Annotated in this window: 19 protein-coding genes; 12 read left to right on the top strand and 7 right to left on the bottom strand. The window is 53.3% G+C overall.

Features of this window, described 5'->3' with window-relative positions; genetic code table 11:
* Positions 1-65 precede the first annotated feature (65 nt).
* Positions 66-869: a tyrosine-protein phosphatase gene (locus H8B09_RS18575; RefSeq protein ID WP_191205034.1), complete on the top strand. Its 804-nt coding sequence runs from the start codon at positions 66-68 to the stop codon at positions 867-869.
* A 52-nt stretch (positions 870-921) separates the two neighbouring features.
* On the opposite strand, the gene H8B09_RS18580 is transcribed toward H8B09_RS18575, so the two are convergent.
* Genes H8B09_RS18580 through H8B09_RS18610 form a run of 7 tightly spaced genes read right to left on the bottom strand, consistent with a single transcriptional unit; the run spans position 922 to position 7675 of the window.
* Entirely contained in the window at positions 922-2013 is a 1092-nt protein-coding gene (locus H8B09_RS18580) for a GerAB/ArcD/ProY family transporter (protein ID WP_191205035.1), read from the bottom strand.
* Between the two features lie 14 nt (positions 2014-2027).
* Positions 2028-3263: a GerAB/ArcD/ProY family transporter gene (locus H8B09_RS18585; RefSeq protein ID WP_224753725.1), complete on the bottom strand. Its 1236-nt coding sequence runs from the start codon at positions 3261-3263 to the stop codon at positions 2028-2030.
* Entirely contained in the window at positions 3160-3390 is a 231-nt protein-coding gene (locus H8B09_RS18590) for a hypothetical protein (protein ID WP_191205037.1), read from the bottom strand. The genes H8B09_RS18585 and H8B09_RS18590 overlap by 104 nt, the downstream gene beginning before the upstream one ends.
* Positions 3387-4502, bottom strand: coding sequence for a GerAB/ArcD/ProY family transporter (locus H8B09_RS18595; protein WP_191205038.1), 1116 nt, complete (start codon positions 4500-4502; stop codon positions 3387-3389). Before H8B09_RS18595 ends, H8B09_RS18590 begins: the two co-directional genes overlap by 4 nt.
* 32 nt (positions 4503-4534) lie before the next feature.
* A complete protein-coding gene (locus H8B09_RS18600; RefSeq protein ID WP_191205039.1) occupies positions 4535-4762 on the bottom strand; it encodes a hypothetical protein in 228 nt (75 codons plus the stop codon).
* On the bottom strand, positions 4759-5928 hold the full coding sequence (locus tag H8B09_RS18605) for a Ger(x)C family spore germination protein (RefSeq protein ID WP_191205040.1): 1170 nt from the start codon (positions 5926-5928) through the stop codon (positions 4759-4761). Before H8B09_RS18605 ends, H8B09_RS18600 begins: the two co-directional genes overlap by 4 nt.
* Position 5929: 1 nt before the next feature.
* Entirely contained in the window at positions 5930-7675 is a 1746-nt protein-coding gene (locus H8B09_RS18610; RefSeq protein WP_191205041.1) for a spore germination protein, read from the bottom strand.
* A 162-nt stretch (positions 7676-7837) separates the two neighbouring features.
* On the opposite strand from H8B09_RS18610, the gene H8B09_RS18615 reads away from it, so the two are divergent.
* The 11 genes from H8B09_RS18615 to H8B09_RS18665 all read left to right on the top strand — a co-directional run bounded on the left by H8B09_RS18615 (position 7838) and on the right by H8B09_RS18665 (position 17395).
* A complete protein-coding gene (locus H8B09_RS18615; protein WP_191205042.1) occupies positions 7838-8272 on the top strand; it encodes a Dps family protein in 435 nt (144 codons plus the stop codon).
* A 317-nt stretch (positions 8273-8589) separates the two neighbouring features.
* A complete protein-coding gene (locus H8B09_RS18620; protein WP_191205043.1) occupies positions 8590-8982 on the top strand; it encodes an NADH-quinone oxidoreductase subunit A in 393 nt (130 codons plus the stop codon).
* A complete protein-coding gene (locus tag H8B09_RS18625; RefSeq protein ID WP_191205044.1) occupies positions 8967-9479 on the top strand; it encodes a NuoB/complex I 20 kDa subunit family protein in 513 nt (170 codons plus the stop codon). Before H8B09_RS18620 ends, H8B09_RS18625 begins: the two co-directional genes overlap by 16 nt.
* Positions 9480-9482: 3 nt before the next feature.
* Complete coding sequence (locus tag H8B09_RS18630) at positions 9483-10487, top strand: NADH-quinone oxidoreductase subunit C (RefSeq protein ID WP_224753726.1); 1005 nt, start codon at positions 9483-9485, stop codon at positions 10485-10487.
* Position 10488: 1 nt separating this feature from the next.
* A complete protein-coding gene (locus H8B09_RS18635) occupies positions 10489-11595 on the top strand; it encodes an NADH-quinone oxidoreductase subunit D (protein WP_191205045.1) in 1107 nt (368 codons plus the stop codon).
* Positions 11595-12608 carry an NADH-quinone oxidoreductase subunit NuoH gene (gene nuoH / locus H8B09_RS18640; RefSeq protein WP_191205046.1) on the top strand — a complete coding sequence of 338 codons (1014 nt, stop codon included), beginning with the start codon at positions 11595-11597 and terminating at the stop codon, positions 12606-12608. The genes H8B09_RS18635 and nuoH overlap by 1 nt, the downstream gene beginning before the upstream one ends.
* 25 nt (positions 12609-12633) lie before the next feature.
* Positions 12634-13083 (top strand): NADH-quinone oxidoreductase subunit NuoI, encoded by a 450-nt coding sequence (gene nuoI / locus H8B09_RS18645; RefSeq protein ID WP_110041942.1) that lies wholly within the window; start codon positions 12634-12636, stop codon positions 13081-13083.
* Positions 13084-13611, top strand: a complete 528-nt coding sequence (locus tag H8B09_RS18650; protein WP_191205047.1) for an NADH-quinone oxidoreductase subunit J — start codon at positions 13084-13086, stop codon at positions 13609-13611. It begins immediately after the preceding gene.
* 1 nt (position 13612) lies between these two features.
* The gene (gene nuoK, locus H8B09_RS18655; RefSeq protein WP_191205048.1) at positions 13613-13915 is read left to right on the top strand and encodes an NADH-quinone oxidoreductase subunit NuoK; all 303 of its coding nucleotides are present in this window, start codon (positions 13613-13615) and stop codon (positions 13913-13915) included.
* A 7-nt stretch (positions 13916-13922) separates the two neighbouring features.
* Positions 13923-15779: an NADH-quinone oxidoreductase subunit L gene (nuoL, locus tag H8B09_RS18660; protein ID WP_191205049.1), complete on the top strand. Its 1857-nt coding sequence runs from the start codon at positions 13923-13925 to the stop codon at positions 15777-15779.
* Positions 15776-17395, top strand: coding sequence for a complex I subunit 4 family protein (locus H8B09_RS18665; protein WP_191205050.1), 1620 nt, complete (start codon positions 15776-15778; stop codon positions 17393-17395). Before nuoL ends, H8B09_RS18665 begins: the two co-directional genes overlap by 4 nt.
* The last annotated feature ends 2 nt before the right edge of the window (positions 17396-17397 follow it).

Below are 17397 nucleotides of genomic sequence, written 5' to 3' on the forward strand. Positions count from 1 at the left end.
AGCTTGGCGGTGTTTTTGTGTTAAAATGATTTTATATACATAGATGCAGATCGGAGCGAGCAGCGATGATTGACATTCATAATCATATTTTACCCGGAATCGATGATGGTCCAAGAAATTGGGATGAGGCATTGGAGCTGGCCCGTAACGCTGTTGCGAATGGGATAACAACGGTTATTGCCACACCGCATCATGCGCACGAGCAGTTTCATAACCCGGCCGAAGGTGTAATTGCACTAACGGAACAAATGAACGAACGGCTGAATCAAGAAGCTATTCCGCTGCAGGTTCTGACCGGGCAAGAAATTCGTGTTCACCATGAGCTGCTGGACCGTTGGGAGCAGGGAGCATCTGGCGAACTTCTGACGCTGAGTGGTACGAAATATATGCTGATCGAGCTTCCGTCTGGACGTGTGCCGGAGGGGACGGAGGAACTGATATATGAGCTTACTCTGAAAGGGATAACCCCTATTATTGCTCATCCAGAGCGTAATCGAGAATTGGCGGCGGATATCGGCCAGCTGCAGCGTCTTGTTGATAGCGGTGCATTAGCGCAAGTGACTGCACACTCGCTGGTCGGCATTTTTGGCCGAGGGGTAGAGAAGGCTGCTTGGGCGATGTGCCGGCAGGGACTTATTCATTTCGTAGCATCAGATGCGCATCATGCGACGAGGCGATACTTCTGTCTTCGTGAGGCCTATGATGCTGTTCGTGACAAAATGGGCGATCAAGCGGTTAATTATTATAAAAGAAATGCACAATTGCTTCTTAATAATGGCACCATAGAGCAGCAAGTGTTTGAAGCGACGGCATCTTCAGACGGAGCGTGGGGCAAGGTCAAACAATTGTTCGGACGAAGCAAAAAATAGTGAATAAGTGAAGAGACTGCAGAAGGCGCGATAGTGTCTGCTGCAGTCTTTTTTAATCCGATGATTGCGCCTTAAAGCCCCTCAGCTTAGCTGCTGCCAGCAGGATCAGCGGGTAGATAAAGTTAAATATATTGTAACTGACCGCGATCAATGGCGCCGAGCTGGCGAACACGATCGTGTTCGGAAAGGACCAATAGGTGAAGCACATGATCAGAAGGCCAACGGGAAAGATCAGAGGATTATGGTCTTTCAGGCCCAAAAAATGAGCGAAACCAATCACTACGCAATAGTAGGTCAAACAAGCTCGAAGAAATACGTCCAGCACCCAGAACAGCATAACGAGCGAGTCCAGATGGGCAAGAAACTCGAAAGCCTGCGTATAGCGGGTTATGACCATGAATGGGTAGGTGAACGCGCCAAGAGCGCTTCCCATAATGCCGATTGTGTAAACGAAAGTGAAGAAGAGGCATAAAGCGACTGTAGTAACGGAAATCCAGCCCCAGCGCTGCATTCTCTTATTCGATTCGACATGCGGCAGAAAGAAAGTCAAATAGACGAACATGGAGTACCAAATATTGAGCGCCAGAGTTCCTTGAGCGATGGGGATAAAGCCGTGCTCCATTACAGGCAGCAGACGCTCTAGATTTATCGTATAAGTCAACGGCAATATGATGATCAGAATGATGAGGATGATGATCGGCGTAAGCAACCTTGCAATTCTGGCGATGACCTCGACGCCGCTCCGAATGGCAAGAGCAGTAAGGAGCGTAAGACTAGCCGTAAAAACGATGCTTGGCGTTCTCGTGAAATAGTTCATCGACACGAAGTCGATGAACTGCCTAGTCTGATTGCCGTTAAGGATCAGTGCATTGAGGAGGAAAAGCAATCCTATCGTTTTTCCCGCTGGCGCCCCCAGAACAGTGACGCTGTACTGAATGAGGTTGCGCCCAGGAAATAAACGATGCAGCGCAACGACTGTAGATATTAAGATAAAGCCGCTGACCGGTGCGATAATCGCGGAGATCCACATGTCCCTGCCTGCTTCCGAGAAAATAGCAGCCGGAGCAGACAGCATAGAAGTGGACAACACTGCCATTAGCAGCAGACAGGCAATCTGAATGGGCGAGATCTTCGTTATTTTCATACAGCACCTCCTCGTCAGGTTGGGATCTTCGGACTGCTGCCTCTCAGTAGTGCAGTAGCAAACAACACGATTGGGATACAGAGGTGGGCATAGATATAGTAGAACAGAATAATGTGACCGAGACTGTAGTTATAGGTCGTAGCGTCGGGAATGGACCAGAAAGCCAGCAATATAATGGCCAACCCGACGGGTAACGTCAGCGGCTTGTAAGAGCTGAGCTTGAACCATTGCGCCAACCCGCTGGTAGCAGCGTAATACATGACGATTGTGCGGATGAATACGTCCATTACCCATACGATCATAATCAGAGAATCGAGATGGGTCATGAAGCTTGCGATGGATACATAACGGCTTAGCTGCAGGAACGGATAGGAGAAGAAGTTGGTAGCCGTGCCTAGAGCCATTAGTACATATAGGAACGTTAAGGTGAAGGTGACGACCGACCATCCGACGGCCCAGTACAACCGACCTTTGTTCTGATCATGCTTGGAAAGATAGGGCAAAAACATCGATGCGTACATATACATCGGATACCAGAGCTGCAGCGTAATGGCTCCACGCAGCACAGGCGCCGCCCCTTGACTGAAGATAGGCAGGATTCGGTCTGGTTCCATCTCTTTGATAAGAGGGAGGATGAGCACGACTACGATAACAACAATGAGCGGCGTCAACGAGAGCGCTAATCGGCCTATAATTTCGACACCTAAACGGACGGCGATCGAACTCACCAATACCATCGTGCATGCAAACACGACGAGGGGCGTATTCGGCATGAAAGCCATACTCATAAGCTCGGAGAACTGACGAAGCTGATTGGCATTCATCATCAGGCAGACGATCAAGAAGGTGAGGCTGATGAATTTGCCCACTACTGGTCCAAGGATAAGCTCGCAATATTGGACAATTGTGCGGCCAGGGTAGCGTCGATGAAGCGATAATGCGATATAGATGGAAGCGAAACCCGTAACACAGCCGATGATCGGCGTCATCCACATGTCGGTGTGCGAGACGTTATAGGCAAGCGAAGGAGAAGACAGCGTAGCCGTTGCGAGCAGCGACAGAAACAGCATGCAGGCAAGCTGCGCTGAAGATATTTTTCCGGCTTCGATATCGTATCGCTCCTTTATAATGAAATAGGTCTGCTCGCTACGATTTGAATAACATCTTGGCCAGCGGCTGGAACAGCGGCTGCATCCATTGAACCGGGCCAGGAATATTAGGATTGATAACGAGAAGTATGGCAAGAGCAACCCCCGGGACATAGAGGATCAGATAGGCAGCCTTCGTCTTCGCATCTTTTAATCCTCGCCAATCAAATAGCAGCATCAGTATTGCGATAAGCAAGATTACAACAATATAGGTCTTGGGGTGATTCATACGGCATATTCTCCCTTCTCTTCTGTGTCCTTCTGCTGCTTTCCGAATCGCCGCTTCATCAATGACGCCAGGTAAAGAAGGAGAGGCAGAAGCAGGCCGAAGGTCAAGTAATACATCACGATTTCAGGCGAGAATACGAATTCGACATTCGTAATGCCCCAATAGCTGAACAGCACCATAATCATGGATATCGGCAATACCAGCGGACGATATTGCGGGAGTCCGAGGCACTGCGCGAGCCCGATCGAGGCGCTGAATAAGCCGAACGTAATACGGATAACGATCTCGACGACCCACACCATCATCACGAGCGACTCCAAATGCTCGAAAAACTCGGTTAAACTAATGAATCGCGCCAGCACCATGAATGGATATACATAGATCGGGGTTGCATCCCCCAGAATCGCATAGACAAAAATGAAGGTGACGAACAAGATGACCGTAAAAATAGCGACAGAACCAAATGCCCACCCGAGCATATGCCGCTTGTTGGATACGAAAGGAAGGTAGAAATTCATAAAGGTGAACACGGGCACCCAGGACATTAACCGAAAAGCCCCCTTCAGAGGAGGCGTCATTCCTTCGCTTAAGACAGGTTCGAAGTTATGCGCGTTAATATCCTTGATTGTCGGCATATACAACATGAGAATAAGCACAACTACAACCGGGAGAAGCAGCGTAGCGAATCGTGCCACCGTTTCAACACCGCCGCGCACGATGAGTGCGCACACTAGAATCATGCTGCCTGCAATTACGAGTGCGGGCGTCGTGAGCAGAAACGTCATTTTTATGAAATCGGTGAATTGACGTAATACGTTCGCTGTCGTCTGAATGATAAACAGCAGATACAACAGTCCAATCGTAACCCCCAGGGGGCGACCGAGTAGTTTCTTCATATATTCGATTAAAGTTTGGTTCGGATAAGCCTGGTTCAGCTTGACTAACAGCCATACAATCAGAAAACCAACGGTAGAGGCCAGTATTGGCGAGAGCCACATATCCTGCTTAGCGACAGAGGATGCGACTGTAGGCGCCGTTAATAAAGAAGTTGCCGTCACAGCCATGAAAGATAGTACCGCAACCTGCGCTGCGGATATGCGCCCTCGTTCCATACGGATTCCCCCTCCAAACGGTTTATCTCGTCTTACTTCCGCATCCAAGGCAAGATAAGAGGCCTGAATAGCGTGCGCACCCCTTGCAATGGACCGGGCGTGTCCGGCCACAATGTAATGACGACCGATATGATAAACACCGAGAAAACGATCGTCAGATAGACGGCTTTCGTCAGTGCATGGTCCAGCGAGGGCCATTCCAACCAGAGAATGCTGCCGATGACAAGCCCGACAAAGCCTAGAAACATCACATGCATCATGGCGTTTCGCTCTGCTGCAGCGTTTTGTTATCCCCAGTCAGACCGTTGCGAGCGACGACTAGACGAATGTCGTAGCTAACGACGACTTTAGGGAAAATTTCGTCCCAATTTTTCTTCGACTTATTCCACTGTTTGGGGTAATGCCGATAAAATTGTTCCGCGAAACCAAGATAATCAACGCCGCTTTTTTGAGCGATTTTGACCGTTTCCTCGATTCGCTTCTGCAGCGTTCGTTTGAAATTCTGCTGAAGCTTGACGATATTGGGCTCTTTGGTCGTATCCAAGGTACTTGTGTTCTCGTTCAAATTGCCGGTTGCATCGATTACGACACGCATGCGCCATTCCCCGTTCTTGATGGAAGGTACAAGCTTCGAACTTGCGTGAAATAAGTAAACCGATGCAATTCCGCCACCTCCTTGAGGTACTGGCGAGGTAATCGTTGCCGATTTGATTTCATTGCGGAGCCAGAGCAGTCCGCGCGTAACGGATGTATCCAGCCTGTCGGCCATCCGTAAATCTTTGAACGTTGCTGAGCCGCTGATGAAAGGGGAAGACTCGCCATCCTTTTGCAAAATGTGAACGACGGGCAGGACCGCCGTATGCGCCTCCTCGGACAACTCTTCAATCGCTTGCAGAATGGATACGTTCAAGCCGGTCTGTAGAATTGCCATTTCACGCAGCGTCTCCGCGCTATTGCGCTCGATCGGCGTATTCCACTTGAGTACGTTCTCCGCAGGTCCGTCACTAACGAACAGATTGGCACGTTCCCTCGGGTGCGGATGGCGAGTAAGAAACTCAAGCGGTTCCTTAATGCTCTTTCTTGCAAGCTTCTCCCCGAAGACGAATACATCAGCCTGTCCCCAGAACACTTTTCTCGAGAGCCGCTCCTGCAGTCGTGCAGTTGCATCAGCCATGTCTATTCCTATCGCATCTCTAACAACCGTCTTATTGGTTGAGCCGCTGGAAGGGCCGGATGCTGACTGCTCAGAGGATGGTGGACTCGGAACGAACAGCTGTACAGAAAGCTTGATGCGGTCATTGTCGGTCAAATCGACACCTGCAGCTGTAATGATTGCGAGATCATTGATTTCAATCCGATCCCAACAGCCTGATAACAGAATTGCGCTTAGCAGCAGTGTCAACAGCGTGCGACAGGTAGGCTGCATGCTACGAATTCCTCCTTGACTTGTATAGCTCGGTCCGTATGCGAATGCGGTTGAAGAAGGAACCCGTTAAATGCGGCCTTGTCAATGCGTGCGGGCTGGATGTACGGATTAACGTATCCTTGAGCTGACTCGTCTGAACCGGCGCGAGCGGCGATAGGTAAGGTACGCCAAACGACCGCAGCGTCATTAAATGGATCAGAATGACGAGCGCCGCTAGAACAATTCCATATAGCCCCAGTATTCCTGCGCATAGCATTATCGGGAATCGAATAAACCGAATGGCGATGCCGAGCGAATAGTTCGGAATCAAGAACGATGATACAGCCGTAATGGCTACGACCATAACCATCGGAGAAGAGACGATGCCAGCAGCGATCGCAGCTTGTCCGATAACGAGCGCTCCCACGATACTTACTGCAGAACCTACCTGTCTAGGCAGCCGAATACCTGCTTCGCGAAGTGCCTCAAAGGTGATTTCCATGAGCAGCGCTTCTACAAGTGCCGGGAATGGTATCTGCTCCCGCGATACCGCGATGGTAAGCAGAAGGGAGGTAGGGAGCATCTCCTGATGGTACGATAATACGGCGACATAAAAGGAAGGACCGAATATTGTAATCAATGAAAACAGCATACGCAGCCAACGAATCGCTGTTGCAACGATCGACCGCTGATAGAAGTCCTCGGGCGATTGCATCATGCTCATGAAGGAAGCGGGAGCAATGAGTGCAACGGGCGATCCGTCAGATATAAGCGCAATTTTGCCTTCAAGCAGATGGGCAGTGACAACATCCGGCCGTTCGGTGGACATCAGCTGCGGGAACGGAGATAAAGGGTTATCTTCAACCCACTCCTCGATGAGAGACGTATCCGTCATGCCGTCCACATCGATAGCCGACAGCCGTCCTTCCATTTCCTTGACCAGATTAGGGTCTGCAATTCCTTCGATAAATGCGATAACAGTAGCCGTCTTCGTATAGCGGCCAATAAAGATGGGCTTCATCTTGAGCGCCGGTGTATGCAGACGTCGACGCAGCATCGTCGTATTCGTCCGTATCGATTCCACGAAACCTTCGCGTGGGCCCCGAACGACCGTCTCGGCCTCCGGCTCCTCAATCGAACGGATAATCGGATTGATCACATCGTACACAAGTGCGGATGTTACCCCGTCCATGAATAGGACGGCGTGTCCATAACCGATTTTGTCAGCGACATTCTCAAAGTCCATTGCCTCGAGCATGGCGGAGATCGTCACGCATTTCACAACAGCTTCTTTGTTATGTGCGCCGTCGGTCCCAGTGTGCTGTAGAGGGGTTAAAATTTGCAGGTCGATCAAGCGCATATCACTTAAACCGTCTAAGTAAACCAGAGAAGCAGCCGGACCGTTCAGAATGTCAAACTCGTGAACGATGATGTCTGAACAGTCCTTAAATAACTCGCGCACCGTGTTTATATTGTCCTGCAGCTTGCCGGTGACAGGCAGGCTGAGCAGTTGGCGCTGATAGGCCAGTACTTCTTCAACAGATGGCGTCGGCGCCATCTGGATGCCAGAGTTATAAGCGGCGTTAGTCGAATTCGAGCTGGCCTTCTGTTCTTGCGAAGGCTGCTGTTGTGCCGACTGCTGTGCCTGATTCTGATTATCGGTGTTCGATCCGTTCGTTGATTGGGTCCCGTTATCGGGCATTGCGTCAGAAGACGGAGCGGCGCCGACATCTGGCTGAGTGCTTCGTTCGTCCTTTGGATGAGTCATCGGCATCTCCCCGTTCCTGATTTGTCGTTATTTTGATCATTTTTCCAGCTGAATAATACATGGATTTGTTATAAATGCTAATTTTGTTCAAGTGACAACGATTAACTGTGTCGAAAACGCACGCGGCGAGGACAAAGTGAACGTTTGAAGGGAGAATACAAGATGACCAAAGTGACGGATATGCTTAACGGGCAGTTGGCCGACTGGAGCGTGCTGTACGTCAAGCTGCATGATTATCATTGGAATGTGAAAGGATCGAACTTTTACACGCTGCATGTCAAATTTGAGGAGCTGTATAACGAGGCGTCGTTATTTGTCGATGCTGTGGCGGAACGCATTCTGGCGCTCGGCGGCAAGCCGGTGTCCACGATGAAGGCTTTTCTTGAACAGTCCAAGGTAACCGAGGCGACCGGCAGCGAAGACGCTGCGGCGATGGTGCGTTCGCTTGCCGATGACTTTGCCGGCATTGCGGACAGACTCGGAGAAGGTGCGGCAATCGCGGACGAAGCGGGGGATTCGCCGACGGCGGACCTGCTGATCGCAAGGAGGGAAGAGGTGCAGAAGCATCTGTGGATGATGCGCGCTTTTCTCGGATGAACATTGCGGTCGAATTAAGTCGAATACAGAAGCAGCACAGGAGCGTTCCTTAGCAGGAGCGCTTTCTGTGCTGGAAGGAGATAGGAAACCTTCATCGTCAGGCAGGCATAAGCCGTCCTGTTGGCGAATAGGGATATCAGACGAGTAGTCGTTCAAGTGACCCAGGCGGGAGTGAGCAAGAAGATGTCCTGAAGGGGCTTTACAGGCAAGGGGGCGTTTATAGAGAGATGGATTTCATAGACGCTAGTAACAGGTTTTGCTATAATTGTGAGGTAATTTTATACCCTGCTTGTCGAGTTCAGATGTTGTAGCCAGCTATGACTAATGGAGGTGAACGGGTGAATACGTACATGAATCAGTACATCATCGTTGCGATTTTCATCTTGTTAGGAATTCTGCTTCCTGTAGCTGCTCTTACTGTCGGGCGACTGCTTCGGCCTCATAAGCCTACCGATCCGAAGCAAGCGACGTACGAGAGCGGCAACGAGCCTGTAGGGGAAGGACAAGTTCGGTTTAATGTGCGCTATTATCACTATGCGCTTATGTTTGTTATCTTCGATGTGGAAACCGTTTTCCTATATCCATGGGCCGTTGCTTATAAGAAGCTCGGCCTTTTTGCGATGGTGGAGATGCTGTTGTTCGCCGCAATGCTGGTACTTGGTCTTGCTTACGCCTGGAAGAAGAAGGTGCTGACATGGAATTCGATTTAGATTGGATTACGCAGGAAGAACGGCAGGAGCTGGAACGCAATGTGTTCTTGGGCACGCTGGAGCAGGTCAAGGCGTGGGCACGCAGCAACTCCTTGTGGCCGCTTACCTTCGGGCTGGCGTGTTGTGCGATCGAGATGATGGGAACGGGAGCGTCGCACTATGACCTTGACCGATTCGGCGTCATGTTCCGCACATCGCCGCGTCAGGCGGACGTTATGATTGTTTCGGGAACGGTAACGAAGAAAATGGGACCGCTGCTGCGTCGACTGTACGACCAAATGCCGGAGCCGAAGTGGGTCATCGCAATGGGCTCCTGCGCAACGGCAGGCGGACCTTATGTGAAGTCCTATGCGGTTATTAAGGGTGTCGATCAGATCGTTCCTGTCGATGTCTATATTCCAGGCTGCCCGCCGAGTCCGGCTGCGCTTATCTATGGCATTAACAAGCTGCAGCACAAGATCCGGTATGAGGCGAAGACCGGGAAGCAGGTGACTTAACGCATGAGCGAGCGTCAGGATGATGCGAAGGAACTGAAGCCGGGGGAGCCAAGCGAAGCGGAAGGAACGGCGGAGGTACAGGCTGTGAGTGATGCAGCTGGAGCGGAGGGCATGACGGAGGAGAAGGCCGCGAGAGATGCCGATGGAGCTGATGGCACGACGGAGGAGAAGGCTGTGAGAGGTACTGCTGGAGCGGAAGACACAACGGAGGAGAATGCCAAGAGCGATGCGGTGATGGAGGCGGGCAGCGCAGTTGTAGGCGAAGCCACAGCTGGAGCAGTCGCGGAAGCGGGCACAGAAGGCGGAGCGACGGCGCAGGCGACCGCAGCGGCGGATGCGGAGCTGTCGGCGAAGCGCCAAGCGGCGGCCGAGGCGAGAGCAGCGCGCGCAGCAGCGAAGGCTGCAACGGAAGCGGGCAGCGCCGAGGGGGCGTCTGCGCCGGCAGTGCCAGCCGAGCGGCCTGCACGGGCGCCGCGCGCCGCTGCTGGGGCCGCGGCCGATGCCGCGCCGTCTGCGCCGAAGGAGCCGTCGCCGCTGCAGCCGCAGCTGGATGCGGCAGCGGCGCTTGTCCTCGAGCTTGTGGACGCGGACGCCATTGAGGAGGCCTATGTGAACGAGCTTGGCTCGCACATGCCGACGCTCGTTATCCGTCCGCCATATCTTCGGCGGATAGCTGAGCTGTTCCATGCGCATGAGTCGCTGGGGTGCACATATCTGCGCAACGTATCTGGCGTCGACTACGAGACGCATATGGAAGTTGTCTATTACATGGTGAATATGACGAGCGGCCAACGTTATGCGCTGAAGGCGCGTGCTGACCGCAGCAATCCAGCGCTTGATTCCGTAACCCCTGTGTGGGAGACGGCCAACTGGAACGAGCGTGAAATATACGATCTGCTAGGCATTCATTTCCACGGTCATCCTGATCTGCGGCGCATTATGATGCCGGACGACTGGATCGGCCATCCGCTGCGCAAAGACTACGAGCCGCTTGATCCGGAGGTGTAACGTGGGCGCGATACGAACAGAAGAGCTGCTGCTGAACGTCGGTCCGCAGCATCCGAGCACGCATGGCGTGTTTCGCATTATCGTGAAGCTTGATGGCGAAATCATCACCGAAGCGACGCCTGTTATGGGCTACTTGCACCGAGGAACGGAGAAGCTTGCGGAGAACCTGAACTTCACGCAAATTATTCCGTATACCGATCGGATGGACTACGTGTCCGCCATGACCAACAACTATGTGCTGTGCCATGCAGTGGAGAAAATGATGGGCCTCGAGGTGCCCGAACGGGCCGAGTTCCTTCGGCTGATCGTGATGGAGATGCAGCGCGTGGCGAGCCATCTCGTCTGGTGGGGGACTTACCTTCTCGATATCGGCGCGATGAGCCCGTTCCTGTTCGCCTTCCGCGATCGGGAAACGATCGTACAGCTGTTCAATGAGCTGAGCGGCGCCCGCCTAACTTACAACTACATGCGAGTCGGCGGGGTGAAGTGGGACGCTCCTCCCGGATGGCTTGATAAGGTGAGAGAGTTCATTCCCTATATGGAAAAGAAGATAGAGGAATACGACCGGCTCGTGTCCGGCAACGAAATTTTCCTCTCTCGCATCCAAGGCATCGGGCGTTACGATGCGGAAACTGCAATACGCTACGGCCTATCGGGTGCGAACTTGCGCTGCACGGGGGTGCAATGGGATCTGCGCCGCAGCGAGCCATATAGCCTGTACGACCGTTTCGAGTTCGACGTGCCGGTCGGCAAGAACGGCGATTGCTTCGATCGTTATCTGCTTCGCCTTGAAGAAATTCGCCAAAGCCTCCGCATCCTTAGACAGGCGCTTGAACAAATGCCCGAAGGCGGAGAGACGATGGGCAAGGTGCCGCGTGCCATCCGTCCGCCAGCGGGCGAATCTTATGTAGCGATCGAATCGCCGCGCGGCGAGATTGGCTGCCACATCGTATCCAAAGGCAAAGCAGAGCCGTATCGGCTGAAGTTCAGACGGCCCTCTTTTGTAAACCTGCAAATTCTTCCGAAACTGCTCGTCGGCGAGACGATGACCAACCTCATTACGATTCTGGGCGGCATTGATATTGTCGTCGGGGAGGTTGATGCCTGATGGATTGGTTGTCCGCTTCACCCGTAACCTGGTACGATGCGCTGTTCGTTTTCCTCTGGGGTGTCGTATTAATGCTCGTCGTTCTTGGCTTCGTCACCTATGCCATCTACTTCGAACGCAAAGTCATCGGCTGGATGCAGTTTCGTCGAGGCCCGAACCGGGTCGGTCCGTTCGGATTGCTGCAGACGGTTGCCGATATTCTGAAGCTGCTCATCAAGGAAGATACGATCCCGCGTAAGGCAGATCGACTGCTGTTCGTGCTCGCCCCTGTGCTGGCATTCATTCCAAGCTTTGCTGTGCTGGCCGTTATCCCTTATACGCAAAAGCTTTATTTTGCCGATCTGAACGTCGGCTTGCTCTATTATGTGGCACTATCGGGCATATCGACGCTGGCCATCGTGCTCGGCGGGTGGGCGTCCAATAACAAATACGCGCTGCTCGGCGGCATGCGCTCCGCTGCGCAGATGATCAGCTACGAAGTGCCGCTGGTCATCTCCGTAACCGGCGTCGTCCTTATGAGCGGAACGCTCAATCTGCGAGGCATCGTAGATGCGCAGTCGGGCGGTTGGTTCTGGGACTGGAACTTCCTGCCCCAGATTATCGGCTTCGCCGTCTTCGTCATCGCAGCGATTTCTGAGCTGAACCGTACGCCATTCGACCTGCCGGAGGCTGAATCCGAATTAGTCGCAGGCTACCATGTCGAATACAGCGGCTTCCGCTTCGCCTTCTTCATGCTGACGGAGTATGTGTATGTCTATGCCATTGCGGGCCTTGCAACAACGCTGTTCCTCGGCGGCTGGCACGCGCCGGCGCCGTTCCTTGATTTTATACCGGGTATCATCTGGTTCGCGCTGAAGTTCGCCTTCATCGTTTTCTTCCTGTTCTGGCTGCGTGCAACGCTGCCGCGCATTCGCATCGATCAGCTGATGGGCCTCGGCTGGAAGCTGCTGCTTCCGCTGTCGCTCGCGAACATTTTCTTAACAGCGCTCTTCTATGAGCTGTTCCAGCGCTAGATCTAACCATTAGGAGGCTTACGGTATGAAAGGGATGTTGAAAGGAATGGGCGTCACGCTGAAGGCGCTGACGGCTCCGAAAGTGACGACTTCTTACCCCGACACACCTTACATGATGCCGGAGCGGTATAGAGGCATTCAGCATTTTATACCGGAGCTGTGCATCGTTTGCAATCAGTGCGCGCGAATCTGTCCGACGGAATGCATTACGCTGACCGGCAAGCCGAACCCTGATCCGGAGAAGAAGGGCAAAGTGATCGACACGTTCGATCTCAATTTCGAAATTTGTATCTTGTGCGACCTATGTACAGAGGTTTGTCCAACCGAGGCGATTGTCATGACCGGCAACTTCGAGCTGGCCGCGTACAGCCGCGATGAGCTGTATAAGGATCGGGAGTGGCTGACAGACAACAATACGCGCGTCCGCGAGGACAACAACAACATTGGAGCGCCGCAGAAGGGAGGCGCCAAATGAATGAGCGGCTTAACCTTTAACTTCGACGGCGGCTATGCTGCGTTCTTCGCTTTCGCCGTCCTTATCATTGCAGGAGCTGTGCTGATGATCAGTACTTCTAAGGTCGTTCATATGGTCATGTCGATGGCGGCTGTATTTCTAGGCGTGGGCGGCATGTACATTTTGCTCGATGCAGAGTTTCTCGCGTTCGTACAAGTGCTCATCTATGCGGGTGCGATCTCGATTCTCATGATCTTCGGCATTATGATGACGAACCACAGAGATGCGGCCGCCGAGGCCGTGAAGCCCTTGAAGGAGACGCTTGCCGCAGTTGGTGCGCTTGCCTTGTTCGGACTGTTGTTCTATGCGATTCGCGATGCGGATTTCGCAGACATGGGCGGAGGCACATTGGTGCCCGAGGAAGATAATACGGCAGCGATCGGCATGATGCTGTTCCACAATCAAGTGCTGCCGTTCGAGATCGTTTCCGTGCTGCTGACTGTCGCTTTTATCGGGGCTATCGTTCTGGCCAAGAAGGAGGCGGAGTAACGTGCTGGCATCCTATCTGACGATGGCGGCTATTCTGTTCTGCATCGGCTTGTACGGTGCATTCGTGAAGCGGAACGCCGTCGTCGTCCTGTTGTCGATCGAGCTAATGCTGAATGCGGTCAACTTGAACCTGGTCGCTTTCTCCAAATACGGAATGATTCCGTCGCTTACGGGTCAAGTATTCGCGCTATTCACTATTGCAGTGGCTGCTGCAGAAGCGGCGGTTGGCGTTGCAGTGCTGATCGCGTTGTTCCGGGCCAGAGGCACCGTCAAGGCCGATGAATTCGATGAGTTAAGGAGGTGAGCGTACAATGGCATACTCAGAGGCGGCGTGGCTAGTCCCTCTCTTTCCGATGGCGGCGTTTCTCGTGCTCTTGTCCTTCGGACGCGGAATGAGAAGCTGGGCACCGATCATCGGGGCTATCGGCACGCTCTGCTCACTTGTCTTGTCAATTCTCGTGCTGCTCGAAGGGATTGAATATCAGGATCGGATCGATTGGATCAAAATGGGCGGCCTAACGCTCTCGCTCGGCTATGAAATTACGCATTTGACTTCGCTGATGCTCGTTATCGTATCGCTCGTTAGCTTCCTTGTGTGCGTTTATTCGGCTGGCTATATGAAAAAGGATGAGCGAATTACCGTCTTCTACAGCTACATATCGCTGTTCGTTTTCTCCATGCTGGGCCTCGTTATCGCAGATAACATCTTGCTGCTCTACATCTGTTGGGAGCTTGTCGGCGTCTGCTCCTTCTTGTTAGTCGGTTTCTGGTATCAGAAGCCGGAGGCGAAGGCGGCCGCCAAGAAAGCATTCATCGTCACTCGGATAGGCGATGCCGGGCTGCTGCTCGCCGTCATTCTGCTGTTCTGGTACATGCCGAACCATGCGCTTGACTTCGCAGGCATTCAGAACGTATTCCTCGGTCAATCGGGTGTAGTCGACGATGGCATTGTCACCTTGATCGCACTTCTGATCTTTATAGGCGCGGTCGGCAAATCGGGTCAATTCCCGCTGCATGTATGGCTTCCGGATGCGATGGAAGGTCCGACGCCGATCAGTGCGCTCATCCACGCAGCGACGATGGTCGCCGCAGGTGTATTCCTCATCTGCCGAACGTTCGTCCTGTTCGAGGCTTCATCGATGGCTATGGATACGGTCGCTTATGTCGGTGCCTTCACCGCTTTGTTCGCCGCGACAATTGCGCTTGCCCAGCATGATGTGAAGCGGATACTCGCTTATTCGACCATTAGCCAGCTGGGCTACATGATGCTGGCGCTTGGCGTTGGCTCGATGTCGGGCGCGATGTTCCACCTCATGACGCATGCGTTCTTCAAGGCGCTGCTGTTCCTCGCTGCTGGCAGCATCATTCACGCGACAGCGAAGCAGGACATTCGCGAGCTTGGCGGACTTGGCAAACCGATGCGAATTACCGCTATTCTGTTCGGTGTTGGAGCATTGGCCCTGTCGGGCGTTCCGCCGTTCTCCGGCTTCTGGTCGAAGGACGCGATTCTATCGGCAGCGCTTGATCATAACCCGTTCCTGTTTGGCGTCGGCATTGTTGGTGCGCTGCTAACGGCTCTGTATATGTCGCGGCTCTTCTTCCGCGTATTCGCCGGCAAGCCCGCATCAGCTGTTGATCATGCACATGAATCTCCGCTTGTAATGGTGCTCCCGATGGCGGTGCTCGCCGTATTGGCGGTTGGAGCGGGTTTCATCGATACGCCTTGGAATGAATGGTTCAGCGGCTGGCTTACCGGCGATGATGCCGCGGCAGAGAGCGCAAGTCCTGTCGTGATGATCATCAGCGCGGCCGTCTCGCTGCTCGGGATCTATATCGGTTGGCTCGCTTACGTCAAACGGACGATTCGTCCGGGCGCTGCAGCCGAGGCGATGCCGCGTGTGGCACGCTGGGTGGAGCAGGGATATCGTATCGATGATCTGTATGCGGCAGCGATTGTCCGTCCATACCGGATGATCAGTCAAGGGATCCGATTATTTGACCGCTATGTAGTAGATGGGGTTGTAAGATTAACTGCCGCAGCCGCTGCAGGGCTTGGCCGTACAACTGCATCGCTGCAGAACGGGCAGGTGCAAACGTACGGACTTGCCGCGGTTATCGGTCTTATCATCGTAGTTGTCGTATTCGCCGGAAGGAGGTTCTGGTCATGACGATCGATTGGCCGATTCTTTCCTTTCTCGTGTTCTCGCCGCTAGTTGGCGCTGCTGTACTGCTCGCCATGCCTTCGCAGCGAATGCGGTTGCTGCGGTGGACCGCTATTATTGCAACGCTGCTGCCGCTCGCGCTCGCTATCGTGCTCTATATCGATTACGATCCGAGCAAGCCGGGCACGGCGTATGATGAGCAGGCAACGTGGATCAGCATTCCGCTGGATAAGACCGCAATCGGGGGAGAAGCCACGTATGATCTGCATTTTGATTACTCGCTGAGCCTCGATGGTCTGTCGCTTCCGCTTGTGCTGTTAACGACGATTGTAGCGTCCATGGCGGCGCTTGCTTCGATCTCGATTCGTAAACGATGGAAGTCCTATTACTTCTGGCTGTTGGTGCTGGAATGCGGCATGCTTGGCGTTTTCCTTGCAAGGGACTTATTGATGTTCTTTATTTTCTTCGAAATTACGCTCATTCCGATGCTTTTCTTAGTTGGCATATGGGGATTATTCGATCGGGAACGGGCTGCGATCCGGTTTCTGCTGTACAACGGATTGGGCTCGGCCATTATGCTCGTCGTCTTCGTCATCCTGGTTGTAACGGCAGGGTTCTCGTATGAGCAGACTGCGGCTGGTATGGCGCATTTCGGGTACAGCGGCAGCTACGATGTCATTGCGGCGAATCTGTCCGATCCGCAGGCTTATGCGAACCAGTTCTCGCAGGCAGGCGAGAATCCGTTCTACCTGTCCGATACGATGCAGACGGTATTGTTCATCCTGCTGCTGATCGCCTTCGGCATCAAGCTGCCGATCGTTCCTTTCCACACGTGGATGCTTGATGTGCACAAGGAGGCGCCGGCGCCTGTCGTCATGATTCATTCGGGCATTTTGCTCAAAATGGGCGCTTACGGCCTCATCCGATTCGGCTTCTTCCTATTCCCGGAACAAGCGGATAAGTGTTCGACGCTGCTTGCGATACTTGGCTTGATCAACCTGCTGTACGGTGCGGTTATCGCTTTCAGGCAGACGGAGCTGCGGCTTGTGCTCGCGTACTCGTCGCTCAGTCATATGGGCATCGTTCTGCTCGGTCTGTCTGCGCTTAACGAGATCGGCATGCAGGGCGCGGTATTCCAGCTAATCTCGCATGGTCTCATCTCAGCGCTGTTGTTCCTGCTTCTCGGTGCGTTCTATGAAAGAACTAGCACGACGAAGCTTGACGAGCTGGGCGGTCTGGCTCGAACAATGCCGTTCATGGCTGGCGCGCTGCTGGCCGCGGGGTTAGCCTCGCTAGGCTTGCCAGGCCTGTCTGGATTCGTTGGCGAGCTGCTGTCTCTTCTCGGAGTATTCGATTCGCATAGAGTGATCGCGTCTATTGCGGTAGTCGGCATTATTCTGACAGCCGTCTATGTGCTTCGCGCTGTGATGGGGGTTAGCTTCGGTACGATGCATCCGCGGTTCGAAAGCGTGAAGGATGCGCGGTTCATTGAAGCGCTGCCGATTGTCGTGCTGCTTGCGCTTGTCGTGCTGCTCGGCATCTATCCGGCATTCGTGACGGAGCAGCTTCATCACAGCTTCGATTCCATGCTGCAGCAATTGAACCTGAGGGTAGGGGGGTAACG

It is taken from the genome of Paenibacillus terricola, from assembly GCF_014779765.1.
Lineage (GTDB): Bacteria > Bacillota > Bacilli > Paenibacillales > Paenibacillaceae > Paenibacillus_T > Paenibacillus_T terricola.